General features: G+C 36.5%; 13 protein-coding genes and 1 other annotated feature. Of the genes, 10 read left to right on the top strand and 3 right to left on the bottom strand.

Going from position 1 to position 13,706, the window contains the following annotated elements; translation table 11 throughout:
* From WBG45_RS13610 to WBG45_RS13590, 5 genes are all read left to right on the top strand, one after another.
* Positions 1-329: GNAT family N-acetyltransferase (locus WBG45_RS13610; RefSeq protein WP_424415381.1), on the top strand; the 329-nt coding region annotated here is incomplete at its 5' end.
* Between the two features lie 135 nt (positions 330-464).
* Entirely contained in the window at positions 465-908 is a 444-nt protein-coding gene (locus tag WBG45_RS13605) for a hypothetical protein (protein WP_424415379.1), read from the top strand.
* A 322-nt stretch (positions 909-1,230) separates the two neighbouring features.
* Complete coding sequence (locus tag WBG45_RS13600) at positions 1,231-2,268, top strand: processed acidic surface protein (RefSeq protein ID WP_424415378.1); 1,038 nt, start codon at positions 1,231-1,233, stop codon at positions 2,266-2,268.
* The gene (locus tag WBG45_RS13595; protein WP_424415376.1) at positions 2,268-2,912 is read left to right on the top strand and encodes a class D sortase; all 645 of its coding nucleotides are present in this window, start codon (positions 2,268-2,270) and stop codon (positions 2,910-2,912) included. Before WBG45_RS13600 ends, WBG45_RS13595 begins: the two co-directional genes overlap by 1 nt.
* 339 nt (positions 2,913-3,251) lie before the next feature.
* Positions 3,252-4,097: a class I SAM-dependent methyltransferase gene (locus tag WBG45_RS13590; protein WP_424415374.1), complete on the top strand. Its 846-nt coding sequence runs from the start codon at positions 3,252-3,254 to the stop codon at positions 4,095-4,097.
* A gap of 67 nt (positions 4,098-4,164) precedes the next feature.
* On the opposite strand, the gene namA is transcribed toward WBG45_RS13590, so the two are convergent.
* Positions 4,165-5,181 carry an NADPH dehydrogenase NamA gene (namA, locus tag WBG45_RS13585; RefSeq protein WP_424415373.1) on the bottom strand — a complete coding sequence of 339 codons (1,017 nt, stop codon included), beginning with the start codon at positions 5,179-5,181 and terminating at the stop codon, positions 4,165-4,167.
* Between the two features lie 375 nt (positions 5,182-5,556).
* Between namA and speD the strand changes: the two genes are divergently transcribed.
* The gene (gene speD, locus WBG45_RS13580) at positions 5,557-6,363 is read left to right on the top strand and encodes an adenosylmethionine decarboxylase (RefSeq protein ID WP_024534601.1); all 807 of its coding nucleotides are present in this window, start codon (positions 5,557-5,559) and stop codon (positions 6,361-6,363) included.
* A 93-nt stretch (positions 6,364-6,456) separates the two neighbouring features.
* On the opposite strand, the gene proC is transcribed toward speD, so the two are convergent.
* The gene (gene proC, locus WBG45_RS13575) at positions 6,457-7,269 is read right to left on the bottom strand and encodes a pyrroline-5-carboxylate reductase (protein WP_424415370.1); all 813 of its coding nucleotides are present in this window, start codon (positions 7,267-7,269) and stop codon (positions 6,457-6,459) included.
* A gap of 54 nt (positions 7,270-7,323) precedes the next feature.
* Positions 7,324-7,535: a binding site (T-box leader), on the bottom strand.
* Between the two features lie 287 nt (positions 7,536-7,822).
* Here proC and WBG45_RS13570 point away from each other — a divergent pair.
* From WBG45_RS13570 to argH, 4 genes are all read left to right on the top strand, one after another.
* Positions 7,823-8,767 carry an MBL fold metallo-hydrolase gene (locus WBG45_RS13570; protein WP_424415369.1) on the top strand — a complete coding sequence of 315 codons (945 nt, stop codon included), beginning with the start codon at positions 7,823-7,825 and terminating at the stop codon, positions 8,765-8,767.
* Positions 8,754-9,506 carry an SDR family NAD(P)-dependent oxidoreductase gene (locus tag WBG45_RS13565; RefSeq protein ID WP_424415367.1) on the top strand — a complete coding sequence of 251 codons (753 nt, stop codon included), beginning with the start codon at positions 8,754-8,756 and terminating at the stop codon, positions 9,504-9,506. Before WBG45_RS13570 ends, WBG45_RS13565 begins: the two co-directional genes overlap by 14 nt.
* 158 nt (positions 9,507-9,664) lie before the next feature.
* Complete coding sequence (locus WBG45_RS13560) at positions 9,665-10,873, top strand: argininosuccinate synthase (RefSeq protein WP_024534605.1); 1,209 nt, start codon at positions 9,665-9,667, stop codon at positions 10,871-10,873.
* A complete protein-coding gene (argH, locus tag WBG45_RS13555) occupies positions 10,870-12,240 on the top strand; it encodes an argininosuccinate lyase (RefSeq protein WP_424415365.1) in 1,371 nt (456 codons plus the stop codon). Before WBG45_RS13560 ends, argH begins: the two co-directional genes overlap by 4 nt.
* A 72-nt stretch (positions 12,241-12,312) precedes the next feature.
* Here argH and WBG45_RS13550 read toward each other — a convergent pair whose 3' ends face one another.
* Complete coding sequence (locus tag WBG45_RS13550; RefSeq protein WP_424415364.1) at positions 12,313-13,575, bottom strand: TolB domain-containing protein; 1,263 nt, start codon at positions 13,573-13,575, stop codon at positions 12,313-12,315.
* Positions 13,576-13,706: the final 131 nt, after the last annotated feature.

The raw sequence follows: 13,706 nt of genomic DNA, 5'->3' as shown, positions 1-13,706 counted from the left end.
TGAATTTACTTAAAGAAATGAGGAAGGAAGGATATCGACTTTTTGCATTCTCTATCAATGAACAAATTGTTTCATTAGCAGGATTTTGCATACGAACAAATTTTTATAATAAACGACATGTTTATATATATGATTTAATTACAGATTCCTCTCATCGTTCCAGAGGGTATGGGGAAAATTTATTAGGATATATTCATCAATGGTCATTAGAAAATGGTGCCGAATTTGTTGCGCTTGAATCTGGAGTTCAAAGAACAGAAGCACATCGTTTTTATGAAGAGAAATTTGATTATGACAAATGGTGTTTTTCATTTAGAAGAATTTTGTGATCTAGAGAATTCTTTGAAGTATGAAGTGATTTTAGGACTACAATCCAGAAAAGAAATCATCTTCAAACACCGTAGAAATTTCGGATGAAGATGCGAATAACCTTAAATCAGAAATTAGGGAGCTGAAGGTTGAGAATGCTTAAAACGAAGAAGGCATTAATGTTTTTGATTGTTCTATTTGTATTAACTGCTTGTGGAAATGATATAGAGCATGTAAAACAAATTAACCTATCCTATTGGGAAGTAACAAAAGAACAACAAGATACGCTGATTAATACCGATGATAAAGATAGTATCAATACATTTGTGAATGCGGTAAATCATGCAGAAGAACTGGAGAGCGAGAAAATAATTATCACTAAACCTTTGTTATCATTTTCAATGCTATTAAACGAAAGTGAAGAGAAAAATTATCATTTATGGATTACTTCTAATGGAGAAGGCTATATCCAACGACTTCTTCCAGATGGCAATGCAACGTTTAACTTAGATCAAACCGCTGTAAAGAAGTTAACTGATTTCCTAAATAAACAAGAAGATGTAAAACTAATTAACCAAGTAATTGAATTTGAAAAATAAATTTTGAAAAAGTAATTAGTATAGATTTAGTAAACAATTTATATGAACAATAGTGTTAACTTTTCATCTTAATATCCTAACAAAGTTAAATATTAATAGATGGGATAAGAACAAAATAGCAGTTATTGTAATCCAGTATGAGGTGCAAGAAAAAATACGGAAATTAGTTTGGAAATATTTTTCGGGAGTTATGTAAATAGATACATAGAATAATGGTTAAATCTACTAATTTATTAACCGAAAGATAGTTCTAAAGTATCATGTAATTATCTTGGAATAACTTAAACTTAGATATGTAATATGTCAATATTAGGAGGAAATAATGAAGAAGATATTAGTAAGCGTAGTGGCTGTAATTTTAGCATTTTACTTTGTTCCAACGAACACATTTGCTGAGGTAAATGATGACGATTTAACAGCTTATTTAACAGTAGTAAGTGGAGAAAGAGGATATCCTATATCTAAGGATAACTTTGTTACATATCTCGAAGAATATTCACTAATCTATTTAGAAGATTTTGAAAATGTTCAGGAATTAGAAGAATACTTGGGCGAGGTCATTAAATCGGATAACAGTAACTTAGGACCTATATACGAAGATTTCGAAATGGATGAGCTTCAACTAAAAGACTTGTTAAATGAAAATGGAGAAGCACTTGAAAATTTCATTTATGTAGATGACTTATACTTTGCCATATTGAATTTTGAGGACCAAGGTGAAATGCCTGATTTAGACGATATTTCTTTAGATATTGATGGATTAATGAAAGAAATTGATGTAACGGATGAAGAAATTGAAAATCTTATGAACCATCTCTTATCATTAGAAGAAGAATTAAGCTCTCCTGAAGTTGGCGAAAGACTTATGTCTATTGCTGATAGAATGATGGTTATTGATCCAGAGAATCCTACTGAAGAACAAATCCAAGAAGTAGGATTAGCTTTTGATGAACTTATGTCGATTTTCAAAATGAAAGCAAGCTTTTACATTGTTGAAGGCGACAATAAAACTCAAATTTCTGCTGCAGAATTAATGCAAATGGAAGTGTTAGACGGGGATTATTTGTTAATTCAATTGTTTGACTTAAACGGTATGCTTTTAGCAGATGTAAAGCTTACTTCAGATGAGATTAAAGAGATTCCTACTAATGTCGAAGAAGTAACTGACACAGTTAAAGAAGAAGTGAAGAGTCCAAATTCTCCAAATTCACCTGTAGTTGCTAAAAACCCAACTAAGGTTAAAACGGTTAAAGGTGGTAAACTCCCCGTTACAGACTCCAATAACCTAGATGGTGCTTTGGCAGGGTTAGCGTTAATCGGAATGGGAATATTCCTTTACAGAAGAGTAAGAGTTTCATAATGCCAAAACTCCAACAAAGAGAAAGAAGAATGCCGAAGAAGGCTTTTCTTCTTTCTTTTGCAATCCTGGTGATGTTTGTGGGTATATGGTTGTTATACAATAATATTAGTAGTTTTTCCAAAGGCATTTTTGCTGGAAAAAAAATAGAGACAGAAGTTATAACTAAAGTTTCGAAAAATTCTTCACCCACTCCGAAGAGTCATCAAAAAGAGAAACTTCTCTATCCTGAAAGACCAAAAATGGGTGAGGAAATAGGCACTCTTTATATTCCAAAACTTGAATCAGAACTTCCTATTTTTCATGGAACGAATGAAGATGAATTGGAAAAGGGTGTTGGTCATTTTAAGGAAAGTGTACTACCTGGGGAAAAAGACAACTCTGTTCTTTCTGGTCACAGGGATACAGTATTTAGAAATCTAGGTAAAGTAGGCAAGGGCGATGAGCTGCAAGTAACTACTGCTGCTGGAATCTTTACTTATAAAGTAATGAAAGTCCGCATTGTTGATGAAGATGATCGGACTGTGATTGTACCTAAACCTCGTGCGGTTCTGACGGTCAGCACTTGTTACCCATTTGATTTTATAGGTGCTGCTCCCGAGAGATACATATTAGAGGCCTATCTTGTATCTTCAGAAATAAATTAAAACAAAATGAACATCCCTTAAAAAACCACTCTCATTGTAGAGTGGTTTTTTATTGGATATAAAAGTTATTTTCTCCTTTCCTTTTAAATACGGTAAAAAAGTTTACTAGAAGGATTTCACATTAAGAGAATTGAATATATGTAATAGTCCTGGTGATTCAGTCTTTAACGTTATTCCAATAGAAATTAGTTAAAACTGTCCAGTTAATAATTAATAGAAATAGGATATCTGGTCTTTACAAATTTAGGATAACAAATATTTTTCATTGGATGCCCTGCGGAATAAAACTATTATGTTACGTACATTGAATAATTAATTAGATTTATCAGGAGGGAAATAATGAATCCAAATATTGCACAGAAAATCATTGATTGTATGCCGCCAAGTTTTAGCGATTCCGACATTCAAATGATACAGTCTCAGCACAGATTAAAACTTGCTGAATTCTGGGATATTAAGTTAGGTGACAAGGTGTTAGAAATAGGCTGCGGACAAGGAGACACAACTGCGGTTTTAGCATTTTTAGTTGGAGAAACAGGAGTTGTCCATGGAGTTGATATAGCGTCACATGATTATGGAAGCCCTTTAACATTAGGTGAGTCTATTAACTATTTAACAAAATCACCAATCGGCAATCGAATTAAGATCGATTTTGATACGGATATATTATCACCGAAAATCGAATTCCCTGAAAACCATTTTGATTTGATCGTTTTATCTCATAGTTCGTGGTACATGAAATCAGCGGAAGAACTTCATAACATATTGAAGAAATTGAGGAAATGGGGGACTAAGTTATGTTTTGCAGAATGGGATACTAGAATTCAATCTGTTGAACAATACCCTCACTTGTTATCAGTACTTATACAAGCACAATATGAATGTTTTAAAACGACTAGCCTTTCAAATGTTCGTACAATGTTTACTCCTCAGGATATTAAAAAAATTACTGAAAGTACGGGATGGACGATCGTAGCTGAAAAATCGATAAACTCCCCCGAGTTACAGGATGGGAAATGGGAAATTGAACAAGTATTAACCAATTTCAATGATGAGCTTAAGACAGTTGAAAATATGCCTCATAAAATGGCTACTCTTATTAAATCTCAAATAAACTTATTAGAATCTGCTATTAGTACAAAAACGATCAAACCCATGTCAACGTATGCATTTACAGCTAGATAGATTTGTAAGAAAATTAGACATGAAAAAAGGACCGAAATCGGTCCTTTTTGTTTTAGTAGCAGAAATCTTACAACCAACCACGTTCGTATTGAACGGGCGATTTTATTTCTGTTCGTAATTCTTTAGCTGCACGGTAAGCCCAGTAAGGATCGCGAAGTAATTCACGTGCTAGGAAAATTAAGTCTGCACGGTCATTTTTCAAGATTTCTTCTGCTTGTAGTGGAGACGTAATCATCCCAACTGCTCCAGTGGCGATCGGTGTTTCATGCTTAATCGTTTCAGAGAATTTCACTTGATACCCGGGGTAAGAATCAATTGTAGCAGGAACATTTGCACCTGAACTTACATCGACTAAATCGACGCCTTGTTCTTTCATCCATTTCGTCATGGTAACAAAAGATTCAGGCGTCAATCCACCCTCAGTGTATTCGAAAGCAGAAATGCGAACGAATAATGGTCCTTCCCAAATCGTCCGTACTGCATCAATCGTTTCTCGTAGCATGCGATAACGATTTTCTTCGCTGCCCCCGTACTCGTCCGTACGCTTATTAGTTAATGGAGATAAGAATTCATTTATTAAATAACCATGAGCACCATGAAGTTCAATTACATCGAAGCCTGCTTCTATTACACGCACTGTTGCCTCTTTAAAGGCTTTTACTGTATTTGCAATATCTTCTTTTGTCATTTCGTTTGGCGTTTTATAATGCTCGTTAAACGCTAGAGGGGAAGGGGCAAATATATCACCATCCACTGTTGCTTTTCTTCCTGCGTGAGCAAGTTGAATCCCAGTTTTTGCACCATTTACTTTCATTAAATTAACGAGATCTTTTAAACCTTTAGTATGATCATCACTCCAAATGCCTAAATCCTGCGGTGATATTCTACCCTCTGGTTGAACAGCTGTCGCTTCTAAAATAATTAGACCAACTTGGCCAACTGCACGAGTTGGATAATGGACACGGTGCCAATCTTCTACTTGGCCATCATTGTTGTGACTCGAGTACTGACACATAGGTGCCATCACGATACGATTCTTAAAGGTTACATTTTTAATTGTATATTCATCAAATAATTTAGCCATTAAATTAACTCCTCCTTGTATGTATATTTAGTAGTATAACAACTTGCCCTAAACTTAGCGCATCTCATGCTCAAAGTGGCAAATTAAGTTTTTTTCAAACCATTAATTTTAACTTCAAAATTAATTAAAAATAGGCAAGTTGCCTCCATTCTAATAATTATGATATGGTTAATTATCATGAGGTTATGTCCACCATTGAAGATTGATAAGAATAATTGTCGATATTTGATGTTTCATAACAAGGGTATTGTGGGAAAATAGAGATAGTGGAGACAGAAAAATACTGTTTCTTTTCATTTCTATATTTAAGAAATATAAAATACACCATGAAGAGCATCCAAAAAATATTTTCAGTAGACAAAGGGGATTCCAATAATGAGTTTAACTCCTAAGCAACGAATTGAATTACATGGTTTTAATAACCTGACTAAGTCTTTAAGTTTTAATATGTATGATATATGCTACACGCGAACAAAAGAAGAACGTGAAGCTTATATAAAATATATTGATGATCAATATAATGCAGAGCGCTTAACAAGCATTCTAACTAAAGTGACTGACATAATCGAAGCTAATATTTTAAATATTGCTAAGCAAGATTATGAACCACAAGGGGCTAGTGTAACCATCCTAGTATCAGAAGGTCCCGTTGATGAATCGCCTATTGAATCTTTTCAAGAGTCACCAGGTCCGTTTCCAGAAGCTGTTGTGGGTCATTTAGATAAGAGTCATATTACTGTCCATACATATCCTGAATATCACCCCGATGAAGGTATTAGTACGTTCCGTGCTGATATTGATATTTCAACGTGTGGAGAAATATCACCTTTAAAAGCGTTAAATTTCTTAATTCATTCGTTTGAGACGGATGTAATGGTCATGGATTATCGAGTTCGCGGCTTTACAAGAGACGTAGAGGGTCATAAGTTGTTTATCGATCATGATATTAATTCCATTCAAAACTATATTCCTGAAGATTTAGAAGAAAATTTTGAAATGATCGATGTAAATGTTTATCAAGAAAACATTTTCCATACAAAATGTAAGTTAAAGAAGTTTGATTTAAATAACTACTTATTTGGCTATACAGAAGACCAGTTATCAGAAGAAGAGAAGATTTCCATTACGAAAAAGCTTAAAAAAGAAATGGATGAGATTTTTTACGCTAAAAATATGTCATGAGAAAATTGAATTTCCAATAGGGAAACTAATTTTCGAACACGCTATAAATTACACAAAAAGGACCGATTCGGTCCTTTTTGTGCGTAAAGTTTATTAAATATAACGTTTTCCAAGTTCTCTAGAACGTGTTTCAGCATCATGTAAACAGCGTGCAAGCATATCAGCGAATCCACTATCTTGTAACGCTTCAATGCCAGCCTCTGTAGTCCCACCTGGACTGGTCACTTGTTTACGAAGTATGGATGGAGTTTCATTTGATTGTTTCAACATCTCTGCTGATCCAGCGATTGTTTGTACCAGCAAGTTTCTAGCTACATTAGGTGAAAGCCCACTTGCAACAGCTGCTTTTTCGAATGCTTCAACGAAGTAATAAACATAAGCAGGTCCACTTCCAGACAATGCTGTAATCACGTGCAGTTCATCTTCTTCTACTTCGATTACTGATCCAATAGTCTTCAGTAGTTCAATAATTTCCGTTTTATCATGACTTTCCATTTTTTCATTCCAAGCTACCGCACTAGCTGACATCCCAATGGTAGCGGAAGTGTTTGGCATACAACGGGCAATAGGACGTTTACCAAGCCCTTGTTCAATGGTATCCATTGGCACACCTGCAAGTATGGACAAGACTACAGCAGTTGATGGTAAGTATGGAGCAATAGAGCTCATACCCGCTTGGACATCTTTTGGTTTCATCGCCAATATAACCAAGTCAGCTGTTTTGACGATTTCTCTATTTTCACAAACGAGCTGTACTCCATATGTTTTGCTCAGAGAAGCCAATTTTTCTTGATCTGATTTGTTCATGACATAAACGTTTTCCGGGGAAACTGTTGCCTCTTTCATCCAGCCATGAATCATCGCTTGCGCCATGGAACCCGCTCCAACAAATACAATCGTTTTCATTGATACTCCTCCTTTATCTATTTTACTGCATAAAAAAATGCGCTCCCGTCCTAATAAAAGGACGAAAACGCATGTTTCCGCGGTACCACCTTGTTTTGCTCAACTAGTGAGCACAACTTATTCCTTCATATCGTGAAGGCACGGCCATGTTTTCATGGCAGCTCCAAAGTAGGTTCATCATGCGAGCGGGAAGTGTGCCTTTCAGCCGGTGAACACACTCTCTAAATTCCTTCAACACAATTACTAGTCTTCATCAAAGCTTGAACGTTCTAAATTATTGAAATTATAGACTTACTGATAAAGAATTGTCAACTAAAGAAGAATGCAATTATCATTTTCGAGTTAAACATGATTTCGTTGCAACTTTTGGAGTTTGGTTGCAACTTCTTGGATTTCGTTGCAACTTTTGCTGTTTCGTTGCAACTTTATTGATTTCGTTGCAACTAACCAATTATCTCCTAATTACTATACTCGATATTACGTGAAAAGGTGACGACAACCAAGAAAACTTGTACAATGAGTGAATAGTGATTCATTTTAAGGAGAATGCCAATTGATACACAAACTAATTTTACCTACACCATTTGCAGTAGGAGACGTAAATGCTTATTTGTTAAAAGGAGATTCTTTATCATTAATTGATGCAGGTCCTAAAACACCTGAAGCATATGAAGCATTAGAGCGAGGAATAAAAGAAGCGGGTTATTCATTTAGTGACATAGAACAAGTGTTTTTGACTCATCATCATCCTGATCATGCCGGCTGGATTGATGCTTTTCCACAAGCTAAAGTATATGGACATGTCTACAATGATTTATGGTTAACACGCGATCCTGCATTTTTTGCGTACCACGATGAATTTTATTTAGAGCGCTTAATAGAAGAAGGCGTTCCTGAAAAATATCACTCGTGGGTAGAGAAAATGAAACGCCCTGTGTCTTTTCTCGGCAATCGTCCGCTTGATGTAACACTTGAAGAAGGGGATTTACTTCCAGGACATCCAGGTTGGAGTGTCATTGAAACACTGGGTCATGCGCAAAGCCATGTATCGTTTTGGCATGCAGAGAATAAAGAAATGATTGGGGGCGACCATATTTTAGAGAAGATTTCGTCTAACCCTTTAATTGAGCCTCCATTAGATCCAAGTGCTGGACGGCCACAGGCAATGCTTCAATACAACGAATCGTTAAGAAAAGTGTTAACCATGCCGGTTGAGAAAATATATAGTGGTCATGGAAATGAAGTCTATAATGTACATGATTTGATTGTGCATCGGTTACAAAGACAGCATGAACGTGCAATGAAAGTACATGCAATGATTGAACAACAACCACTGACGATTTATGAAATTACACAGAAACTATTCCCAAGTGTCTATGAAAAAGAACTAGGATTGACTCTTTCAGAAACCATTGGACAAGTTGATTATCTCCTTGCAGAAGGACTAGCAATTGAATCACGCGATCAAAATGGAGTGTTTTCATATGCACAATCCTAAAACGGTTCTCGTTACGGGAGCTACCAGTGGTGTAGGATTACAAGTTGCTAAAGATCTTCATGCAAAAGGATACAGTGTTTATGCAACCGGTCGTTCTAAAGAAGTCCTTCTTGAACTTGCAGAACTCGGCATTCATACAATTGAAGCAGACTTGCTTTTTGAGGATTCAATCGATCTAGTTCTCGATCAATGTCCTGCGTTAGATGTTGTTGTGTTTTCTGCAGGGGTTGGCACATTTGCATTAGCTCACGACACAACTGATGAGCAAATTGAACAAATGATGCGTGTCAATGTAACGGCACCTATGAAGATAACGCGTAGGATTTTACCGCATATGATTGAGCGTAAATCAGGACATCTCATCTATATTGCGTCACAGGCAGGGAAAATAGCTACACCAAAAGCTTCCGTATATGCAGCAACCAAACATGCACTACTTGGTTATGCCAATGCTACGCGAATGGAAGTACAACCACTTGGTATTCATGTAACAACGATTAATCCAGGACCCATCGATACACCATTTTTAGATTTAGCTGATTCAACTGGAACATATAAAATCTCATTGAAGAAGTTTCTATTATCCGTAGATGAAGTTTCAAATGCGGTTGTTCGTGTAATGAATCGTCCAGTTCGTGAAGTGAATCTACCGTGGTATATGGGCATTTCGAGTAAAGTGTACGGGATGGCGCCAGGAATTATCGAACGTGTAGGTAGAGATTTTTTCACAAAAAAATAATCGATGTAGAGAGTTGCCAATTTGGCAACTCTTTTTTTGAATAGTTAAACTTTAATGAATGTATGTTAATACACTTGATTACATTTTTATCCCATGTTATGATTCGTGTATATTAATTCATAAAAGATGAATAAACATACACTTAGGAGGAATGAAATATGAATAAAAAAGTAGTTCTCGCATATTCAGGTGGTTTAGATACGTCAGTGGCAATTCCGTGGTTAAAAGAACAAGGTTATGATGTAATTGCTGTTTGTCTAGATGTTGGGGAAGGTAAAGATTTAGAATTTATTAAAAAGAAAGCAATTCAAGTCGGCGCTGTTGAAAGTTATATGATTGATGCAAGAGATGAATTTGCAAATGAATATGCATTACTTTCTCTTCAAGCTCATACTTGGTATGAAAACAAATATCCACTCGTTTCTGCATTATCTCGTCCACTTATTTCAAAAAAATTAGTTGAAATTGCACATCAAACGGGTTCACATGCAGTAGCACATGGCTGTACAGGTAAAGGGAATGACCAAGTTCGTTTTGAAGTATCCATTAATGCACTTGACCCATCATTAGAAGTAATTGCTCCAGTACGTGCATGGGGTTGGTCACGTGATGAAGAAATTGCCTATGCTAAGAAAAATAACATTCCAATTCCAGTCAATTTAGATAGTCCGTTTTCAATCGACCAAAACTTATGGGGCCGCGCCAATGAATGTGGAATTCTTGAAGACCCTTGGGCTACACCTCCAGAAGATGCGTATGATATTACAGTAGCTCTGGAAAACACGCCAGATACAGCTGACACCGTTGAAATTACCTTTAATCAAGGGGTTCCAACCGAACTAAATGGTGTTGCATATTCATTAGCTGAACTGATTGAAGAGTTAAATAAAGTAGCTGGGAAACATGGTGTGGGTCGTATCGATCATGTTGAAAACCGTTTAGTTGGTATTAAATCGCGTGAAGTGTATGAAGTGCCAGGAGCTCACACTTTACTGCTTGCACATAAAGAGCTTGAAGACATTACGCTGGTAAAAGAGTTAGCTCATTTTAAACCAGTAGTTGAGAAAAAATTAACGGAACTAATCTATGAAGGTTTGTGGTTCTCTCCATTAAAAGTTGCGCTTGAAGCATTCCTAAAAGAAACTCAAGTCTATGTAAATGGTGTAGTACGTGTGAAATTATTTAAAGGGCATGCAATCGTAGAAGGCCGTAAATCTCCCAATTCTTTATACGATGAAAAACTTGCAACATATTCTACAAATGATGAGTTCAACCATGCATCTGCAGTCGGCTTCATTGAGTTATGGGGTCTACCAACAAAAGTACATGCAATGGTTAATAAAGGAGAAAAGAAGGTGACTGTATGACGAAGCTATGGGGAGGTCGTTTTCAAAAGTCTGCTGAACAGTGGGTCGATGAATTTGGCGCATCCATTGGCTTTGATCAACAGCTCGTTATGGAAGATTTAACGGGAAGTATAGCGCATGTAAAAATGCTCGGTGATTGCAAAATTTTACCGCAAGATGACGTTACAGCTATCTTAGGTGGTCTTGAGCAGCTGAAAGTAAAGGCAGCGAACGATGAATTGGTTTTTGAAGTTGCAAACGAAGACATTCATTTGAATTTAGAAAAGCTACTGATAGATTTAATCGGTCCGGTTGGAGGGAAGCTGCATACTGGACGTAGCCGTAACGACCAAGTGGCGACAGATATGCACCTCTTTTTAAAACATCGTGTAGTTGAAATTATAGACAGTATCAAAGCGTTTCAAAAAGCCATAGTTAATCAAGCTGAGCAACATGTCGAAACCATTACACCTGGTTATACGCACCTACAACGTGCGCAACCTATTTCATTTGCTCATCATTTAATGGCCTATTTTTGGATGCTTGAGCGAGATCAGCAACGTTTGTCAGAATCGCTAAAACGGATTGATATATCACCACTAGGTGCCGGTGCACTTGCAGGTACGACATTCCCAATTGACCGTGAAAAATCAGCCAATTATTTAGGGTTTGAGCAAGTGTACCAAAATAGCATGGATGCCGTGAGTGACCGTGATTTCATCGTGGAATTTTTAAGTAATGCATCACTTGTGATGATGCACTTATCTCGTTTCGCTGAAGAAATCATCCTGTGGTCGAGCCAAGAGTTTCAATTTATTGAACTCGACGATGCGTTCGCCACAGGCTCAAGCATCATGCCACAAAAGAAAAACCCTGATATGGCGGAATTGATTCGTGGCAAGACAGGTCGTGTGTACGGAAACTTATTTAGTTTGTTGACCACGCTAAAAGGTTTACCACTCGCGTATAACAAAGATATGCAAGAAGACAAAGAAGGCATGTTCGATTCGGTTCAAACCTTGAATGGGTCATTACAAATTTTCGAGGGTATGGTTCGCACGATGACGGTCCATAGGAAACGATTAAATGAAGCGGTACATCAAGACTTTTCAAATGCCACAGAACTCGCAGATTATTTAGCGACGAAAGGCATGCCGTTCCGTGAAGCACATGAAGTCACAGGGAAGCTTGTTTTCCTTTGTATTCAACGTAAGATTTTCTTATTGGATCTAACACTTGAAGACTTACAAGAAGCTAGCAACTTAATTGAAGAAGATATTTTTGACGTATTGTCACCAATATCCGCAGTTAAGCGACGCAATTCGCTAGGTGGAACAGGATTTGACCAAGTACGATTGCAAATTGTGAAAGCAAAGACACTTATATAACATTCAAAAAATCCCATTTGTCTTTTTAGACAAGTGGGATTTTTTGTTGGGACTAAAGTTACGACAGCCAACTTACATTGATGGAAAAAAGCTGTATTCCTCAACATCGTGTATCCATACTCTTGCATTTCTTCCATCCGAATCAGCTATCCACAAATCCCCTTTTCCAGAGACAATATCACTTTTTCTTAACCAGGTTAATTTATTTATTGAAGGTAAGAAAATGGGATTGAAATCTACTTGATCTTTTGGAGGTGTCGTTATTTTCATCTGTTTTTCTCCTGTTAGTGTCAAAAAATATAATGAAGGTTTCGGTCGCTTATTCGCATCATTTGACCATTCACTTTCAGTAACCCTCGAAACAATGAGCGAGGTATCATCAACCCAAGTAAAATCCAGTTCCGCATAGGTTTTAGGCGTAAGATCGAAAGTATAATAAGCAGGTGGTTCCGTTACTTTTAAATTTTTATTTTTAAAACCAAATACAATGCGTCCTCCGCCCGCTATATACCCTAGGAAATCATGGTTATAAGCCCACTTTGGTGGGAATCCGAAGGCAAGCTCATCAATTACAGTAAACTCTTTACCGTCTACAGAAATCACACATAGCATCTCACTATCCATCGCCCATGAAGCAGTAGGAGACACAATAAAGGATATCCATTTTTTATTAGGCGAGAAAGATATTGAACTTGCGGTAATCGAAGGTATTTTAATTTCACCCGTTCCTACTTCTTTAGGAATTACAAAAAACCTCTTTACAATTTTTGTTGGAATTTTGATGTTTCGATAACCTTTCTCTATTGAAATGGTGTAAAGAATCGGATTAGTCCATCCATCTGGGCGAAGAGAAGCACTAGATGAAACAATAAAACCTTTTCCATCGGGCTGCCATTCATAATCGCTTACTCCTAGAGCGATATTATAAAAGCTGTTTAGGTCAGATATATTTAGAACGGGGCCACTTTGAAATGCCACAATATTTTCGTGTGGTGCCCATTTTGGATTATATCCATCGTAGAAGATTTTGGAATGCTTTTTTGTCTTTATGTCATAAACCCATAATTCATTTTGCATTTCCTTATTTTCATTGATGGTTTCTGTCACTTCTTTTTGATAAAGAAGCATCTTCCCGTCGAAAGACCACTGTGGAGGATTAGAGTACACTGCTTTTTTATCGGTCAGTACTTCTAGTTTGTCATTTTCTTGTATCCACAAAAATCCATCCTTAATAAATGCTACTCTCACACTTGGATCGGTCGGCTCTACATTTGCATGGATAATGGATGGGGAAATCAAACATAAGATAACAAGGATATGAAGTAATTTTGCCATATTATCACCTCTTGATTCATATGTTCTCCAAAAAATGAAAAATTAAGTATGACTGCATTTACATCTAACCTTTTGCTTTATTTCATGCATGTTTTGTTTATTATATGAATCAAATTATTTGAGGGAGGATT

This window comes from Paenisporosarcina sp., from assembly GCF_049671445.1.
Taxonomy (GTDB): Bacteria; Bacillota; Bacilli; order Bacillales_A; family Planococcaceae; genus Paenisporosarcina.
Note: the sequence above shows the minus strand (reverse complement) of the source record. Positions and strands in the feature narration are given on the sequence as shown.